Source organism: Aliiglaciecola litoralis (assembly GCF_039523355.1).
Lineage (GTDB): Bacteria > Pseudomonadota > Gammaproteobacteria > Enterobacterales > Alteromonadaceae > Aliiglaciecola > Aliiglaciecola litoralis.
The window spans coordinates 24,340-41,781 of the sequence record NZ_BAAAFD010000016.1; the positions used below are offsets into that span (position 1 = coordinate 24,340).

At 42.9% G+C, this 17,442-nt stretch carries 13 protein-coding genes and 1 riboswitch; of the genes, 4 read left to right on the forward strand and 9 right to left on the reverse strand.

What is annotated here, in order from left to right; all coding sequences use genetic code 11:
- Nucleotides 1-489 precede the first annotated feature (489 nt).
- A complete protein-coding gene (gene argR, locus ABD036_RS17915) occupies nucleotides 490-954 on the reverse strand; it encodes a transcriptional regulator ArgR (protein ID WP_343862401.1) in 465 nt (154 codons plus the stop codon).
- 190 nt (nucleotides 955-1,144) lie between these two features.
- On the opposite strand from argR, the gene mdh reads away from it, so the two are divergent.
- Nucleotides 1,145-2,080 carry a malate dehydrogenase gene (gene mdh / locus ABD036_RS17920; protein ID WP_343862403.1) on the forward strand — a complete coding sequence of 312 codons (936 nt, stop codon included), beginning with the start codon at nucleotides 1,145-1,147 and terminating at the stop codon, nucleotides 2,078-2,080.
- A 128-nt stretch (nucleotides 2,081-2,208) separates the two neighbouring features.
- Here the strand turns inward: mdh and ppc are convergent, their stop codons facing one another.
- The gene (gene ppc / locus ABD036_RS17925) at nucleotides 2,209-4,830 is read right to left on the reverse strand and encodes a phosphoenolpyruvate carboxylase (protein WP_343862405.1); all 2,622 of its coding nucleotides are present in this window, start codon (nucleotides 4,828-4,830) and stop codon (nucleotides 2,209-2,211) included.
- Nucleotides 4,831-5,055: 225 nt separating this feature from the next.
- Here ppc and bamJ point away from each other — a divergent pair, with 225 nt between their 5' ends.
- A complete protein-coding gene (gene bamJ, locus ABD036_RS17930; protein WP_343862407.1) occupies nucleotides 5,056-5,676 on the forward strand; it encodes a BamJ family beta-barrel-assembly machinery protein in 621 nt (206 codons plus the stop codon).
- A 154-nt stretch (nucleotides 5,677-5,830) separates the two neighbouring features.
- Nucleotides 5,831-7,396: a SulP family inorganic anion transporter gene (locus ABD036_RS17935; protein ID WP_343862409.1), complete on the forward strand. Its 1,566-nt coding sequence runs from the start codon at nucleotides 5,831-5,833 to the stop codon at nucleotides 7,394-7,396.
- Nucleotides 7,397-8,298: 902 nt separating this feature from the next.
- On the opposite strand, the gene ABD036_RS17940 is transcribed toward ABD036_RS17935, so the two are convergent.
- From ABD036_RS17940 to ccoG, 7 genes are all read right to left on the reverse strand, one after another.
- On the reverse strand, nucleotides 8,299-8,922 hold the full coding sequence (locus ABD036_RS17940) for a thiol:disulfide interchange protein DsbA/DsbL (protein ID WP_343862410.1): 624 nt from the start codon (nucleotides 8,920-8,922) through the stop codon (nucleotides 8,299-8,301).
- Between the two features lie 30 nt (nucleotides 8,923-8,952).
- Entirely contained in the window at nucleotides 8,953-9,588 is a 636-nt protein-coding gene (locus ABD036_RS17945) for a thiol:disulfide interchange protein DsbA/DsbL (RefSeq protein ID WP_343862412.1), read from the reverse strand.
- A gap of 209 nt (nucleotides 9,589-9,797) precedes the next feature.
- A complete protein-coding gene (locus tag ABD036_RS17950) occupies nucleotides 9,798-10,937 on the reverse strand; it encodes a porin (protein WP_343862414.1) in 1,140 nt (379 codons plus the stop codon).
- Between the two features lie 17 nt (nucleotides 10,938-10,954).
- Nucleotides 10,955-11,377, reverse strand: coding sequence for a type 2 periplasmic-binding domain-containing protein (locus tag ABD036_RS17955; RefSeq protein ID WP_343862416.1), 423 nt, complete (start codon nucleotides 11,375-11,377; stop codon nucleotides 10,955-10,957).
- Between the two features lie 485 nt (nucleotides 11,378-11,862).
- Nucleotides 11,863-13,734 (reverse strand): TonB-dependent receptor plug domain-containing protein, encoded by a 1,872-nt coding sequence (locus ABD036_RS17960; protein ID WP_343862418.1) that lies wholly within the window; start codon nucleotides 13,732-13,734, stop codon nucleotides 11,863-11,865.
- Nucleotides 13,735-13,802: 68 nt separating this feature from the next.
- Nucleotides 13,803-14,041, reverse strand: a riboswitch (cobalamin riboswitch).
- Between the two features lie 40 nt (nucleotides 14,042-14,081).
- Nucleotides 14,082-15,065 carry a serine/threonine protein kinase gene (locus tag ABD036_RS17965; protein ID WP_343862420.1) on the reverse strand — a complete coding sequence of 328 codons (984 nt, stop codon included), beginning with the start codon at nucleotides 15,063-15,065 and terminating at the stop codon, nucleotides 14,082-14,084.
- Complete coding sequence (gene ccoG, locus ABD036_RS17970; RefSeq protein ID WP_343862421.1) at nucleotides 15,062-16,492, reverse strand: cytochrome c oxidase accessory protein CcoG; 1,431 nt, start codon at nucleotides 16,490-16,492, stop codon at nucleotides 15,062-15,064. The genes ABD036_RS17965 and ccoG overlap by 4 nt, the downstream gene beginning before the upstream one ends.
- Before the next feature lie 332 nt (nucleotides 16,493-16,824).
- Here ccoG and ABD036_RS17975 point away from each other — a divergent pair, with 332 nt between their 5' ends.
- Entirely contained in the window at nucleotides 16,825-17,184 is a 360-nt protein-coding gene (locus tag ABD036_RS17975; RefSeq protein WP_343862423.1) for a hypothetical protein, read from the forward strand.
- Nucleotides 17,185-17,442: the final 258 nt, after the last annotated feature.

Below are 17,442 nucleotides of genomic sequence, written 5' to 3' on the forward strand. Positions count from 1 at the left end.
ATGATTATGATGACATAACGTGGACAGGCATCAATATTCACCGCTATTAGCTCTTGCATTCACATTAGAACGATCAACCACTTGCAAAGAACAAAAGTAGTCATTTCAGTTTGGTAGTTTAGGTGGGTGTCCACGTTAAGTTTTTATGAGCATATAAAATTCAGACTTTAAAGCTTTGTCGCTAACCTCTCTATCCCTTAGCGTAACGGCGTTTATTTCTTGTTTAACGATGGGTGTCCACATTAATGCAATTTCGGTTTGGTAGTTTAGGTGGGTGTCCACACTAATGCATAACGATGGGTGTCCACTTTATGAGATTTCACAACGGTGGGGCCTTCGTTGATTGTTAGGTAATCGGAATCCAAGCCTTTTCCCAAGCACTGATTTATCTTGGAGTTTGAGCCTGGATTTTTACTGGGAGTAACTTCAGATGTGCGGTGATATTAGTTTGTTGTGTTTTTTGTTTATTATATAGCAGCCATTTATTGTTTATACGTTCTCAAATAAGGCTTCTACTTTTCGCAAGGTGTCTTCGATATTACTGACATCCGCAGGAGCTATAAAAATAGTGTCATCACCTGCAATCGTGCCTAATACGCCGTCTTTCTGGCTAAGTGAGTCGAGCAGGCGGGCTATCAGTTGGGCAGCGCCAGGACTGGTGCGAATAATGACCATGACATTATTGTGCATAATGTCTAAAACTAATTGTTTTAGCGGGCTTTTCGCCGTGGGCATGCCCATTTCTGGAGGCAGACAATAAACCATGTCACCACGAGCGTTTCTAGTGCGTACAGCACCAAATTTGCTAAGCATACGCGAGACCTTAGACTGGCTTATACTGCCGAATCCTTGTTCTTTTAAGGCATCAACAATCTCGCCTTGAGAGCCAAAACTTTCCGTTTTAAGGATCTCTTTAAACGCTTTAATCAGTTCTTCTTGTTTATTATTCGACATGCCACCCTCACTATTAACTGCTATAGTTTGACACAATCTTTTCAGGGTAGGTAGTTATCTGGTCGATCAAACAGTTGAATACTCGATTTGATGCCCATATATTGCTCTACTAACGTGTTCAATTTGTAATTTAGTTCGGCTTACATTAGTGTTTGCCGTCGATTTTTATTATTCCCCACAGGAGACAACTATGAAAGTAGCGGTATTAGGTGCTGCAGGCGGTATTGGTCAGGCCCTTTCCCTTTTATTAAAAACTCAACTTCCCGCTGGTTCTGAATTGGCTTTGTATGATGTCGCGCCCGTTGTTCCTGGTGTAGCCGTTGACTTGAGCCACATTCCAACCGACGTTAAAGTGGAAGGTTTTGGCAAAGATGATCTTGGTGCTGCGCTACAAGGCTCTGACATCGTACTTATTCCTGCTGGTGTGCCTCGTAAGCCCGGTATGGATCGCTCCGATTTATTTAATATCAACGCTGGTATCGTGAAAAACTTGGTTGAGGCGATTGCTGATAATTGTCCTGAAGCCTGTACGTGTATTATTACTAACCCAGTTAATACAACTGTCGCCATTGCAGCAGAAACTTTAAAAGCCAAAGGCGTTTATAACAAGAACAAATTGTTCGGTGTGACTACGCTTGACGTAATCCGTTCTGAAACTTTTGTTGCTGAATTAAAAGGACTGAGCACTACTAGCGTCCATGTTCCTGTGATTGGCGGTCATTCTGGTACAACTATTTTGCCATTGTTGTCGCAAGTTGAAGGTGTTAATTTCAGCGATGAAGAAGTAGCAAGCCTAACGCACCGCATTCAAAATGCCGGTACCGAAGTGGTTGAGGCAAAAGCTGGTGGTGGATCTGCAACACTATCAATGGGTCAAGCAGCAGCGCGATTCTGTTTGTCTTTAGTGGCAGCAATGAAAGGTGACAACGTTGTAGAATATACCTATGTTGAAACTAACTCTGATGATGCCGCGTTCTTTGCTCATCCTGTCAGACTTGGTCCTAACGGTGTTGAAGAGATCCTTCCTTACGGTGAATTGAGTGACTTTGAGCAAAATGCTAAACAATCTATGCTTGAAGGATTGCGCAATGACATCGACATGGGCGTGAAATTCGTCAATGGTTAATATGTTAGCCTAATATTAAAACTAAAAAACCAGCTTTTATAAGCTGGTTTTTTAATGTTTGATTTAACCGCTATTTTAGCTAAATCTATTTGGGGAAGTGTGCTTGTGCGTTAAAGCGCTTAAATACGTTACCCAGTATTGCGCATACCCACAGCAATCCCCGCAATGGTTACCATCATTGCTCGTTCAAGCACAGGATCGGTTTGCTCTCCCAGCTTTCTCACTCGCTCTAGTAACTCAATTTGCAAAAAGTGCAGGGGCTGAAGATAACCGGCGCGAATGGTCATTGATTCTTTCCCTTTCGGATCAGATTCCATTACCGACTCCTGGCCAAGCACCTCAAGCAGCAACGCGACACTCATATCGAGCTCCTCGCGCAAGCTCTGTCCAAAATGGCGCAAGTCCTCGGGCACTAGCCTTTGATCATACTCTTGACTGATACGAGAATCGGCTTTATTGAAAACCATATCTAGCATCGACAGTCTTGAGTGGAAAAATGGCCAATGCTCTAGCATTTCATCTATTGTTTCTTGCAGACCTTGTTCTTGTGCTGTTTTCACCGCTTTCATTACGCCTAACCAAGATGGCAATACCAAGCGAGTCTGCGCCCAAGCAAATATCCAAGGTATCGCGCGCAAGCTTTCAATCCCGCCAGTTGGCTTGCGTTTCGCTGGGCGACTGCCTAAGGGCAATTTACCCAATTCTTGTTCAGGGGTGGCGACTCGAAAATAAGGTACAAAATTTGGATCATGGCGTACTGTCTGGCGATAGTTATCGCGTCCTTCATCTGCCATCATTTTGATTGCTTCTCGCCACTTTTGCTTGGGCTGTGGCGGCGGGAATAGAATCGCTTCAATTATTGCGCTTGCGTAGATACCTAAACTGCCTTTTGCCAGTTCCGGCATGCCAAATTTATAGCGGATGGTTTCACCTTGCTCAGTGACTCGAAATCCGCCTGTTAATGAACCGGGCGGTTGTGAATGTATTGCCGCATGAGCGGGAAGGCCGCCTCGACCTATAGTGCCGCCGCGACCATGAAACAACGTTAGTTTGGTATTGTACTCATCGGCTAATTTCACTAAGGCTTCTTGTGATTCATATTGAGCCCAGCCTGCGGCTAAAGCTCCGGCGTCTTTGGCTGAATCAGAATATCCAATCATAATATGCTGTTTACCCTGGATGTAGCCGCGGTACCAATCTATATCAAACAACTGTTTCATCACTACAGGGGCGTTGTTCAAGTCGTCCAGAGTTTCAAATAGCGGTGCTACGGGCATCGGCCAATTGACCTGAGATTCTTTTAGCAATAACTGCACAGCAAGCACATCAGAGGGTAGGCTGGCCATGGAAATAACGTAGATGCCAAACCCTTGTTCACTGTTTTGGGCAATGACTTTACAGGTATCCAGAACTTCTTTGACTTCAGCTGAAGGTTGCCAATTCGTCGGTATCAAAGGGCGTTTTGAGGCTAATTCTCGCAACAAGAATGCTTGCTTGTCTTGCTCGCTCCACTCGTTGTAATCTCCCAATCCGAAATAGCGAGTCAATTCACCAAATACGTCAGCATGGCGTTCTGAGTCTTGACGGATATCCAATTTGAGCAGGTGCACGCCAAAGCAATGCACGCGACGAATGGTGTCTAGTAGTTGTCCATCTGCTATTACCTTCATGCCACACGCATGTAGGGAGCGGTGGCAATTTAACAAGGGCTCAAGCAACTGGGCCTGACTACTGATCCAATCTTGTTGATCTATTTGTTTTCCAGCCAAAAACTCGCCGATACCTTCTTCGGTTGCTTTTAATTTGGTAAAAAGGGGCCGCAATAACGCTCGGTAAGGTTCCCGAGAATCATTGCCAACAAGCGCCCTAAGCTCATCATCACAATCAGACATTGATAATTCAGCTTGTAACCTGTCAATGTCTTGTGCGAACAATTTAGCAGCTCGTTTTCGAGCTAATAACAGTACTTGCTGAGTGACTTTGGACGTGACATTTGGATTTCCGTCTCTATCGCCACCCATCCAAGAACTAAACTGTACTGGTGCCGCATCAATAGGTAGCGAAATTTTAAAGCGATCTTGAACTTTCTTCTCAAGTGAGCGGATGAACGCAGGAACTGCATCCCACAATGAGTTCTCGATTACGGAAAAGCCCCATCGAGCTTCATCTACCGGAGTCGGTCTGATAGAACGGATCTCTTCAGTATGCCAAGCCTGACTTATTAAATCAGCGACTCGTGTTTCTAAGTCATCTCGTTGCTCTTGGGTAATTTGACTGTGGTGGAGATCTCGAAGGCAACTAGCCAACTCGCTGTGTTTATGAATAAGTGTTCTGCGCGTCACTTCAGTTGGGTGCGCAGTTAAAACTAAATCAATTTTAAGTTGTTCAAATGCATCTGCAAAGGTGGACTGAGAAATTTCGGCTGACTTTAGATGGTCAAACAAGGTTGTGACTGGGTCATCGTCGGTAGTAATTGCATTGAATTCTTGTTCAGCGATATTGGCTAAATTCAAAAATTGTGAGAAGGCGCGCCCAATTGTGAGTAGCTCATCATTTTGCAGTTCAGAAAATAGGTCTTTGAGCTGTTGACTGGCATCGCTATTGCCCTGATATGACTCTCGACCTGCTAACCGAACCGTTTCAATCCGCTGTAACCATTGTTCGCCAAGTTGAGCACGAATAGTGTCGCCTAGAGTGGTCCCTAAAAATCTGACGGTTTCCCTTAATTGAATGTCTAATTGTTGTGACACATATCCTCCGAATTCATTCTGAGCGTTAATTAGTAGTCTAAGACAATACTGACAGTGCTTGGGTTTGTCTAAACTGATTAGTTATGCATTATTCCTGAATAATTGATCTACGGCTATTCATAATTAGCTGAGCCTATCATTGCTTGTTGAGGGTTTGGGGTGTGAACTGGTCATGTGATTGTGATATTATTCGGCGCTTAACTTTTAGCAAATTCAGGATTTAATGTGACAGACAAATTTAACAGTGTTGAGCTACAAGCAAGCTATGGTATTGGTTTTCAGATGGGCGAGCAACTTGCTGGTAACCCATTCGAAGGTTTAGACATTGATGCAGTAAAAGAAGGTCTTGCCGATGCTTTCGCTAAGCAAATGCCTCAAGTTGACAACCAAACTCTAGGTGCGGCGTTTAACGAAATTCATCAACGCATGCAAGCTGCCAGCGCAGAACAGCACAAAGGTGCGATAGAAGAGGGTGCTAATTTCTTAGCCGACAATGCTAAGCGCAGCGAAGTCACTGTAACTCCTTCTGGTTTGCAGTATGAAGTTTTAACTGCGGGTGAAGGTGAAAAGCCAAGCGCAGCTTCTACAGTTCGCACGCATTATCACGGTACCTTGATTAATGGCAGCGTATTTGACAGTTCATATGAGCGCGGTCAGCCAGCAGAATTCCCAGTTAACGGTGTGATAAAAGGTTGGACTGAAGCATTGCAAATGATGCCGGTTGGCTCTAAATGGCGTCTATACGTGCCGCACGATCTTGCTTATGGTGAGCAAGGTGCAGGCGGAGCAATTGGTCCGTTCAGTACACTCGTTTTTGATGTCGAGTTACTCGACATAGTGGCTTAATCGCTACGATATGCGTTAAGAGGCCGGTTAACCGGCCTTTTTTGTGAGCGGACGAATATATTCAGATTTAACAATCTGTTAAAAGACCTATTTGATCATAGCTGCTAAAATAACCGAATAGAGACGCAACCTAATAACATTTTTGAGGTAATAGATGATTGACCTGATAACCCGTCGCGATGGTAATGTCAAAAATGACGTACTTTCGGGTATAACTGTAGCACTAGCGTTAGTGCCTGAGGCAGTAGCGTTTGCCTTTGTTGCGGGCGTAGAACCTATGGTGGGTTTGTATGCTGCTTTTATGATGGGATTGATTACATCAGCAATAGGTGGTCGACCTGGGATGATCTCTGGTGCAACCGGCGCTATGGCAGTAGTGATGGTGGCATTGGTTGCGACTAGCGGGGTGGAATATTTATTCGCGGCTGTGATCCTTGCCGGTATTTTGCAAATTCTTGCCGGCGTATTCAAATTAGGCAAATTCATTCGGTTGGTGCCCTATCCAGTTATGCTAGGTTTTGTGAATGGCTTAGCAATCGTGATTTTTCTTGCGCAGTTAGGACAATTCAAAATTACCAATAGTTTTGGCGAGTTGGTCTGGATGCAAGGTAGCATGTTGTATTGGATGCTTGGGCTAACGACATTGACTATGGCGATCATCTACCTTTTACCTAAGGTAACCACTGCGGTTCCCGCTTCCTTAGTTGCCATTATTACTGTAACCGCCCTTGTTCACGGTCTAGATCTGGAAGCTCGAACCGTGATTGATTTTGTTAAAGATATGCTGCCTGAAGGCGAAAAAGCCGCTGCAACCTTAGCCGGTGAATTGCCAAGTTTCAGTATCCCCATGGTGCCATTTACTTTAGAAACGTTTTATATCATTTTACCTACTTCAGTGATTTTGTGTTTGGTAGGACTGATTGAATCCTTGTTGACAATGTCACTGATCGACGAAATGACTGACACCCGTGGTAACGGCAACAAAGAGTGTGTTGGTCAAGGCGTTGCAAATACAGTTAATGGATTCTTTGGTGGAATGGGTGGCTGTGCCATGATTGGTCAAAGTATGATCAACATTAACTCAGGTGGGCGAGGTCGACTTTCCGGAATCACCGCGGCGCTTGTATTACTTGCCTTTATCTTATTTGCTGCTCCGTTAATTGAAATGATCCCTCTGGCTGCATTGGTAGGTGTGATGTTCATCGTCGTTATCGGTACCTTTGAATGGGCTTCATTTAGAATTGTACGGGGAGTTAATAAAGAAGACGCCTTTGTATTGTTTTTGGTGACCGGCATCACAGTGGCAGCCGATTTGGCCGTTGCCGTAGTTGTAGGCGTGATTGTTTCGGCATTAGTGTTTGCGTGGAAACACGCAACGCACATTCATGCCAAAACGCATACCGATGAAGATGGTTGGAAAGTCTATGATCTAGAAGGACCATTGTTCTTCGGCTCGGTCCTACATTTCAGAGAGCTATTTGATCCTCAGAACGACCCTGAAGATGTCGTAATCGATTTCAGAGAATCACGAATCTGGGATTCATCAGGCTTAGATGCAATCGATGGCTTGGCAGATAAATACAAAGAACAAGGTAAAAAACTGCATATACGCCACATCAGCCCTGAGTGCAGTGAACTGCTTACAAAAGCACAAGATTACGTTGAAATGAACGTCAACGAAGACCCCCGCTACAGAATTGCCAGCGATAAATTAGGGTGAGAGCGGGGTTCTCTGGAGCTCAGCTCCAGCCGCTCGAACGACCAGCATGGGTGAAGCCAGAATCTTTAGGCGCACAGCGCCGTCTGGCTGAACGGGGACACACGGATGTGTGCACTGGTGCGGTTTACCATGGACGGTTCAATGTGAGTTTTGTCTCAAGTTAAAAGCAGCGCTTGAGATATCGGGAACCCAGCACCATGGATGGTTCAATGTGGGTTTTGTATTTTCTAAATTACGCCATCATCTCTAAAGCGGGGTTCTCTGGAGCTCAGCTCCAGCCGCTCGAACGACCAGCAATTACATGGACAGGCACGTTAAAATTACATGGACAGGCACGTTAAAACTCTCGAAGAACAATTACATGGACAGGCACGTTAAAACTCTCGAAGTGACCACGCATAATTACATGGACAGGCACGTTAAAACTCTCGAAGTGACCACGCACGATTACGTGGACAGGCACGTTAAAACTCTCGAAGTGACCACGCACAATTACGTGGACAGGCACGTTAAAACTCTCGAAGTGACCACGCACAATTACGGGACAGGCACGTAAAAACCTCGAAGTGACCACGCATAATTACGTGGACAGGCACGTTAAAACTCTCGAAGTGACCATGCACAATTACGTGGACAGGCACGTTAAAACTCTCGAAGTGACCAAGCATATTTACGTGGACAGGCACGTTAAAACTCTCGAAGTGACCACGCACAATTACGTGGACAGGCACGTTAAAACTCTCGAAGTGACCACGCATCATTACGTGGACAGGCACATTAAAACTCTCGAAGTGACCAAGCATATTTACGTGGACAGGCATGTTAAGCTTTTACTAATGTCGCAGTAAAAAACACAAAAAAGCCGGAGTTTAATCCGGCTACTGTTATATTTCTAAGTTAATCTATTTCTGGGTAGTGAGCCACAGAAGCAATGAAATAAACTGATCTGGAGTCATATTGCGGGTAAAAATAGCTTGATACTTATTATTGACAATAAAGGTTGGTACACTGGAAACTCCCGTAGTTAACTTATTATTTTTGCTAACTTTTCCTCGAATCCCGAAACTCTTCGTCATTCTCAAAAGCTTTTCACTATCACCGCCTGCCTCAGCAAAGATCGTTAAAATGTCTTGCATGCCGGTTACGTTTTTTCGGTCTTTGTGAATCGCTTCAAAAAGTGCTTGGTTAAACATGTCTTCTTGGCCTAGCGCGCTTGCCGCTAACATCGCTGAAGTAGCATCATTTTGCGCTTCCTTCGTCGTTGAGCCCATAAAATTAACATGCGCTTTGATGAAAGTAACGTCAGATGGTAGCTTCGTTTTCAGCTCTTTCGCAATTGATTCAAACGTATAACAGTGTGGGCACCAAAACGAGAAAACTTCGCGAATTTGCTTGTCGTCACTAGCTTTGCTGCTGATTACTGTGTAGTGCTCACCTTCTTTCCAACTTTCTTGAGCTGCAACAAGGGATGGAATGGCGAAGCCAATTACGATAAATATTAATTTATAAAATGCAGTTTGTTTCATTAAAAACAACGTCCTATTAAGTTGATATAGTTAAGATTGAGTCGATAACCAGACAATAAGTTCAATAATATCGTCTACTGTCATGTCGCTTGTCACGGTCATTTGATACTTACCATTGACGATGAAATTGGGAACACCACTTAAATGCTCTCGGTAGGTTTCAATAGCTTTGCGGTTCTTGTCGAGCATAGTTTTTACTTTGAAACTAGAGACTATTTTATCAAACTCCGCCAACTCTATCCCACGAGCAAGGAAGATCCCTTTTAATTGGTTTATCCCTGTAATGGGCAATCGTTGTTCATGAATATAACTGAAGATAGCTTGATTGAGCTCTTCTTCTCTTCCCAGTGATCTGGCGACCAACATCGCTCTCGTTGCGTCTTCTTGCACATCAGGGCCTGCGAAGCGCATAAAGTTTACATGCACTTTGTTGAACGCCACGTCTTTATCTAATTGCTGTTTTACCTTTGCTACTATAGGTTCATAGCTGTAGCAATGAGGGCACCAGAAAGAGAAAAACTCTGTGACTACAGGTGACTCAGTAGCCGTGTCACTGATCACTTTATAATGCTTGTCTTCAACCCATTTAGAGGAGACCTCAGGCTCAACGCAGGCTTGTAATGCGGTTAGCAGGCACAGTGTTATTAAAAAATAAAGTTTCTTCATAGTGCTTCAATTCCAAAATATTGAATAGGGGTTACCATAGCTATATGGCGCAAAAAGATAGTATATCAGATAGATGAATCTAATCTGAACACGAAATGTGTTTACTAAGGTGTTCTAAATTTTACTGGGATATTAGCCTTAAAAAGAAACAGAATTAAAAAAGCCGCCTTAACATGGGCGGCTTGGTATTTTAAAAAAACTAAACAAACTTAGAATACATAGTTTACCGCTAATCTCATTAACGTCGCGTCGTCTGCTTCTACAAGGTCATCATTGTATTTACTTATGTCAGCTTTCAGGGCAACGTTGGTGTCCATATCATAACGTAATCCAAGAGTTATCATGCTGTACTTGCTAGCAAATGCTTGTTGCACCCCCGTAACCGCCGCACCGACGGGTGCTTGGAAAGGCTCAGGTAAAGCCGCGACTTGATCTAAGAATCGAATTTCGGCATCGCCATCCAGTACTTCATACGTGATCGATGGAGTAAACTTACCTTGGCGAATACCTGCTGTCACATAATAAGCGGTATCTTTAGGCGAGAAAGATTCTTCTATGTTCACTTCGGTAATTTCTGCACTGACAAACCAGTCAAACTTGTCGACTTCTAGACCAAGTCCGTAGAAGGTACTTGTGTCTTCATCGATTCGTAAAGAGTCGGCAATGTTTGCGGGTAGTTGCGCAAATGTTTGCTCTAGAATAGCAGGTTGGAAATCAGAGGTGCCACGACCTGCAACCGCACGAATTTTAAACCATTCGTAGGTTGCCTCAGCGGTTAATAAAATCGCATTTTTTGCATTGAAATCAACAGTTTCGAAACCGCCCTGACCATTATCAATATCAATAGTACTGTTAATGGTCCCTGCTGCTAATTGAAACCCATATTCCCAATCTCCAGCATAGTCATTGTAGTCTAAGCGGAACCCTTCAAGGTTATTAAAAGGTACATCATAAACCGCACGGGGTGCATTTACCCAATGGTAAGAGTATCCGACATCTTTAGAGGCAGAATAGCGAAATAATGGCAGTCTAATGCGACCGGCTGATACGCTAATATTGTCAGTGGCTTGATAACTAATATACGCCCATTCAAACTCTGCTTTGTAGTCATCATTTCCCTTCGCAACAATCTGTCCTGTCGCGGTCATTTTGTCATTAATATCACCGCTAACCTGAATGGCGAACAAACTTTCATCGCTAAATGAAACACTGTCGTCATAACCGTATAACGAATCTTCACTGCTAGTGATGCCGCCAATAAGATTAGCAAAACCATTGATGCGCACGTCAGCGTTGGCAGAAAATGTGGTAGCACAAGCCAATGCCATTAAAGTAATAGATTTTTTCATTGTGTGTTTCTCCTCAATTAGTTAAGTGGGATGGTTTTGACGTCGCCAGTAACAGCTGCACTATCGACATAACCAATTGCTGAAGGGTCTGCAGCTACAGCTGCAATTACTTCAGCGTCTCCACCCACCTCGTTGGGAGGGATCCCTTTGCCAGTGAATACCAATTTGGACCAATACGCGGCGACTTGGCTAGAGCTGCGGCCTAACACGTTTGAGTCGAAATCATTGCGAGTTGCATTGTTTGTTTGATTGATAGGGTTTACACCCGAGCCGTTGCTAAATTTCTTTTCTTTACCTAAAAAGATACGTTGCACTGATTTGCTGTCTATCGCACTGGTGTTACTTGGATGTACCACCACGACTACGTCAGCAATGGCATTACCTGCTAGTATCGCGAGACTTGCAGCAAGTAGCGTTTTGCGTATAAAAAAATGTACCATGTGTCCTCTCAAAAAAATCGTCTAAAAAATGACCTGTCAATCTGGGTGGCGCGAAAGATACAGATAAACAGAGCCTTTTCCAATGTTAGTGAGGTATCTTGGTTGAAGCTTAGGTATTTATTTAAATACCTAAGTGGCTAGAAATCAACCAGCTTGATTTTTAAGTTGTTCGAGGATGAAATGATCAATGATAGAACAAAACAAAGATCCTCAAACTAAATAGCTTAATTCAAACGTTTTGCTTCCGTGAAAAGCGGCACTGTCGCCATGTCCAATTTTGTTATTGAAAACAACAGCTAACCAATACAGTTCCGCGAGGATATGGCTGTACTTCTATGGAATTGCCGAAGTTGGTATAACCGTAGTCGGCAATTCCAAATAGTTCTAGTTTTAGGGTAAAAAAAGGTTACATTAGTAATGATTTAAAGAAGTATCATTAATATACTCAGCTTCGATTTCACCATAAGAACATCGGTTCAAACTCGTTATAGACTCACCGATAATGAAACATGCAGTGAGCGCTGAGCAGTATTAAATCCTTCAACTTCTTGATAATTGTGATCAAATAAATTTGTAAGGCCTGTGTTCAACATTATGCCTTGGGATAGTCGTATTTGTGCCGAAATATCAGTTACAGAGTAATCGTCTAACTCCATACTGTTAATGTCTACTGCATCATTCACTATTCGGTGGTGTAATTCAATTGTCACGAGATCATTTATCAATGATTTCCTTAAACTCAAATTGAATTTATTTTTAGGGCGTCTGAGTCTGCGTTCATTATTATTGTCGCGTGTGTCATTATAGGTATAGTTGGCTCGTACAGAGATACCGTTATCAAAAGCATGATGTAGACTCAACTCCACACCTTCGGAACTACTACTTCCAACTGACTGAAAATATCCTTGAAATCCAGATAGATCAAATACGATTTCATTTTCAATCTCCTGTTCAAACCAAACCATTTCAAATTGGCTCCCAAACTGAGTGAGCAGCTCGAAACCGATGTCCAAACCGTTGCTATTCTCTTCACTTAGTTGCAACCCCGCAGCATCTCCGAACGCAAAAGGGCCATCATTGTAGTTTTGTTCGAATAGACTTGGGGCGCGAAAACCGGTACCAAAAGTCGACTTTAATTTTATGTCCACTGTATTAAATTGCAATTGTTTAACTAGGCCAACTCGCACACTGTCATGGGTTCCAAAAGTGTCATTGTCATCATGTCTCAGGCCCAAGTTAATATAAATGCCGTTATTCAAGTCGCCCAACCACTCAGCAAAAATACCTTGTTGTTTTCGCTTAATGCTTTCACTATCAAGCCGCTCTTCGCGTGCATCTAATCCGAATACGAAATCATGGTTATACCATTGCACGGAGCCCATATACTCCAACTTTCTTATGGAACCACTGTTGTTGAAACTAAACTGTGCATTATTGAAATAACGTCGTTCAACTGCGGTTTTATCAACCGCAAAATGGTGGCGTACTGCATCAGAATCATAATTAAGTGATGCTCGATAAGTGTTTTGCTGAGCGTTGCTGGAGCAATGATTACTTGGCGCAAATGTTATGTTATCGAAACATCCATCGTAGTGATTGTCTGCATTAACTTGCCTTACCACAAAGCCAGCTTCTAATGTGTCGGTGAGATTGACATGGCCTTTAAAATGCACCGTTTTATTATGATAACCGTCTTTTTCTTCAGTCAGATCAGAGGACTGAGCATTAAAACCGTCGCTCGATAGTGTTGATGCAGACAGAAACAAACTACCTAGATCATTGCCCGATGACAGATTGCTGGTAAACCCCAAGGTGTTGTAACGTGACGCACTCACAGCAATATTACCGTGTAATCCTTGTTGCTGAGATTCGGTATACAATGCAATAACGCCTCCAGCATCTGCACCATAAGCTAAACCTTGAGTACCTCTGAGAATTTCGACGCGTGAAAGCTGATTTACTAATACGTCATCGAAAATCGGTGCCACCTGAGGAGAGGATGTATCGCTAAGTTCAACGCCATCAATATATAACTTGGTACGAAACCCTTCTTCACCGCGAATTCGCAGTACTGTATTTTTACCTAATCCGCCTGAATTTGACACACCAACACTGGTTGTTGTACGCAGTATGTCTGCAATACTAAGTGTAGATTGCATCTGAAGATCAAATTCATCTAATACAGTGACACTGGTCGCTAAGCGATTCGTTGGAAGAGAGATGCGGCTTGAAACGACAGAAACTTTCTCAATTTCTTGGGAAGCGGGTGTTGTTTCAGGTTGTTGATTGGATTGTGTAGCAGCACAAGCAAAAGTTAAGCTAAAGCTTGCCGCTAGCAAAATAGACAGGTTATTCATGTAAAAGCCTTGTTCAGTACTCCACCCGAGTACGTTCTAGAGAGTTGGCTTGGATTGCGTTCAATCCAAAACCCAGTTTAACCAAGGCCGGTATCCGGGCTCATAAGTGTCTGCTAAATAATGAAACTATTTAATAAACTCGGCTAGTACCTTCCCATTCTTAAGAACAGTGGTATTCCACTAGCTTTCAACTTACTTACCGTTGCGGGGGCAGCGTCAGCTTGGGTCAAAGATCACTCTTTCACTTTACTGTCTTCCCGTTTAACTGTGCGTTTTACTGCGCAGCACCTTAGCATGAGCGCATTATAGCTAAGTGTCCTCGTTAAGGTAACGGTTATTAAGAAAAATTAAAAAAGGGTTAAGCTTGGTTCATGTAAGGCGGATAATTGCTCTTTTAACGCAAGTATTTGCTGCTCCCAATACTTTGCGTCAGCAAACCAAGGAAATGCCTGAGGAAAAGCCGGATCTTGCCAGCGACGGGAAAGCCAGGCCATGTAATGCACCATACGCATTGCTCGTAAAGGCTCAATCAGTGCCAGCTCAGCCTTATCAAATTCACAAAACTCTTCATAGGCCTCAACCAAAGTATCCATTTGCAATCGTTGATGTTGATGATCACCCGACAACATCATCCACAGATCTTGGATGGCAGGACCCGCACGACAGTCGTCTAAGTCGACAAACGTTGGACCATCTCGCCATAATATGTTGCCAGGATGACAATCACCATGAAGGCGAATATGTGAAGCAGGCTGATAGCGTTTAGCTGCTAAGTCTACAACTTGTTGTAAAATGGTAAAAAAAGCGGTGTGAAGTGAAGTGGGGATGAGTTGAGTTTGCTTTAGCGTTTCAACTGAGTCGAATAAATGTTCTTGTATACTAAAAGTAGGACGAAATTTAAATGACTTACCTTTTGCAACTTGATGAATTCGCCCAATAAAACGCCCCATCCATTCTAATTGATCTAAATTATCGACTTCAAACTGTCGACCGCCTACTGATGGGAATATCGCAAAGTAAAATCCTTGATGGCTGTGAAGCGTGTCGCCATTTAACTTCAATGGCGCAACGACAGGGATTTCGTGGTTTTGTAATTCCCATGCAAAATCATGCTCTTCTTGGATTTGTTGCTTGCTCCAGCGTTGCGGCCGATAAAACTTCGCGACATAGCGCTTGTTGTTGTCGCACAGGAATTGATATACCCGGTTTTCATAACTATTCAGTGCAAGTAATCCTGATTCAACCAACAGCCCTTTGGCTTCAATTGCATCTAAAATCAAGTCAGGCCCTAACTGGGCAAAATCGAAACTGGTTTCAATTATCTTTTTCATTGATAAATAAACTTAGTTGATTCGGTCCTCTGTATGTCTTCAGGACTATTAATCGCGGATACTTTGAAACTAAATTCAGTCACTTGTTCTTTCAATGCATAAGGGTCAATCGCGATGCTAATTGCTAGATTAAATACTTCTCCGCCAGCAACTCGCGCTTTATCATCACCAATATATTTATGCCCATCTAGGCCTATTACTTCCACTTTATATTCTCGGTTAGTCTGCGATTTGTTTAGCAATTTTAGGGTATACACGTTTTCAATCAAGCCATCATTCGTTTCTCGGTAAAGCGAGTTTCGGTCACGAATAATATCAATTTCTAAAGGCACACGAGTCATGATTTCAAAAACCAATAAACCACTCATGATCGCTAGTACCAACGCATAGCCAATGAGTTTTGGTCGGATTATTTTAGTCTTCCCTCCGGCCAATTCATGTTCTGATGTGAAACTAATTAATCCTTTTGGATAGTTCATTTTATCCATAACTCCGTTGCACGCATCAACACATGCACCACAATTTATGCATTCATATTGCAAGCCATTTCGGATATCGATACCGGTAGGACATACCTGCACACATAAGTTGCAGTCAATACAATCGCCTAAACCCTTCTTAGCGTTTTCTTCAGGTTGCTCCTTACGTGAACGAGGACCTCTTTTCTCTCCTCGACGTGCATCATAGGCCACGGTAAAAGTATCTTTGTCGAACATCGCAGATTGGAACCTGGCATAAGGGCAGATGTGAGTACACATGATTTCCCTCATCCAACCAGCATTGCCATACGTACAAAACGTAAAAAAGATGACCGATAGCCCCGCCCAAAAGCCCACATTAAAGGTGAAAAAGTCGACAAAAAGGCGCTCTATTGGCGTAAAATAGCCGACAAAAGTAAGTGCGGTAAGCAACGCAATCAATATCCATACAACATGTTTCAATGACTTGCGCCAGAATTTATCAAAATCCATTTTTCGTTGATCAAGTTTAATGCGCTTGTTTCTTGACCCTTCAATACGCTCTTCACACCAGATATAAATAAACGTCCAGGTAGTTTGTGGACACATGAAACCACACCAGACTCGCCCAGCGAACGTGGTCACAAAAAACAGCGCAAATGCACTGATGATTAAAATCCAAGCGAGTAATGTTAAGTCTTGGGGCCACAATGTGAGTCCAAAGATATTGAATCTTTGTGCTTCTATATCCAGTAAAATTGCTTGATTACCGTTAAATTCAAGCCACGGTAAAATGGCGAACGTACCTAAAAATATCAGTCCGAAAAAACGTCGAAATGTTTCTAAAGATCCTTTTACTGCCCGAACATATATATGGCTTCGAGGTGTGTAATTATTCTCATGTTTAGCGGCATCGGGTTTATGTACTTTGACAGGTGAAATGTCTTTTACAGGAATGCGCTCATTCATTCATTTATCCTTGACGGGCAAAAAATAGTCACGACTAATAATGAATTGTGACATTTAGGGTCGCGTTTTGGATTATCGCATAAATCACGGATTAGATGTTAATCTGGATTGAGGTCACCTTAGAATTAATTTCATAAAAAAGATTCGCTAGCGAATTTAATATGGTTCTTCGGAGGGGCCGGGTATCAGGTTATACACCCGTGTATTAGTGCGCATAATCATTGGCGCTTCACTCCTCGCGCGCGTTACTTTATTCTTCGGGCATAGTCCTAATGAGGTTTGAGAGTAGACCCAGCAATTTAAGTGAGAAGATGTTCAGGTACATAATAATCTTGGCAGAAATTGTAACTTTAGTGACGGTGCTTCGTTCATCGTTCGTACAGTATTTTTTGTCAGATATGCAACATAATCTCTCGCAATTCTTGACAGACGTGACGGTGAAATTAGAGCAAACGCAGCTCGATGACCTAAGAAACAGTCTGTCTCCAATGACGGGGCAAATGCGCGACTTTCAGCGTGAATATATCAATGAAATTACCGATAGTTCTGAAAAGTTAGAGTTTTTTCATGAGCGATATTGTGTAGATCGTGAGGTCAATCCCTACGTCAATGGTGCAAATTTGAACTTGGTATGCCACACCATTAGTTCATCATCAATCATCGACACCAGAAAAAACAGCAAAACAACCTGAACAATTCGTGAAACACTTAACATTTATGGTGTTGTTTGATTGGTTATGCAGGACAGCCACCCTTCCTTTAGATTTTTATAGTTATTAGTCAGGACAGCTATTAGTCAGGACAGTCACTCATATTATTCAACACCTGTTATGCAGGACAGTCACTCAAACTGGACGCAGAACTGGACCTCATTGTTAGACAAATTCAGCTAGGCTTTAGGTCTGTCAATTCTCAAAGGACGTGTGCATGGCTCTTCCTAGAAAGCGCCA

Coding starts and splice junctions, on each gene's coding strand:
- ABD036_RS17945 (WP_343862412.1), bottom strand. CDS start 9,588: ATGAAGAAACTTTATTTTTTAATAACACTGTGCCTGCTAACCGCATTA.
- ABD036_RS17965 (WP_343862420.1), bottom strand. CDS start 15,065: ATGAAAAAGATAATTGAAACCAGTTTCGATTTTGCCCAGTTAGGGCCT.
- argR (WP_343862401.1), bottom strand. CDS start 954: ATGTCGAATAATAAACAAGAAGAACTGATTAAAGCGTTTAAAGAGATC.
- mdh (WP_343862403.1), top strand. CDS start 1,145: ATGAAAGTAGCGGTATTAGGTGCTGCAGGCGGTATTGGTCAGGCCCTT.
- ABD036_RS17940 (WP_343862410.1), bottom strand. CDS start 8,922: ATGAAACAAACTGCATTTTATAAATTAATATTTATCGTAATTGGCTTC.
- ABD036_RS17950 (WP_343862414.1), bottom strand. CDS start 10,937: ATGAAAAAATCTATTACTTTAATGGCATTGGCTTGTGCTACCACATTT.
- ABD036_RS17935 (WP_343862409.1), top strand. CDS start 5,831: ATGATTGACCTGATAACCCGTCGCGATGGTAATGTCAAAAATGACGTA.
- ABD036_RS17960 (WP_343862418.1), bottom strand. CDS start 13,734: ATGAATAACCTGTCTATTTTGCTAGCGGCAAGCTTTAGCTTAACTTTT.
- ABD036_RS17955 (WP_343862416.1), bottom strand. CDS start 11,377: ATGGTACATTTTTTTATACGCAAAACGCTACTTGCTGCAAGTCTCGCG.
- ccoG (WP_343862421.1), bottom strand. CDS start 16,492: ATGAATGAGCGCATTCCTGTAAAAGACATTTCACCTGTCAAAGTACAT.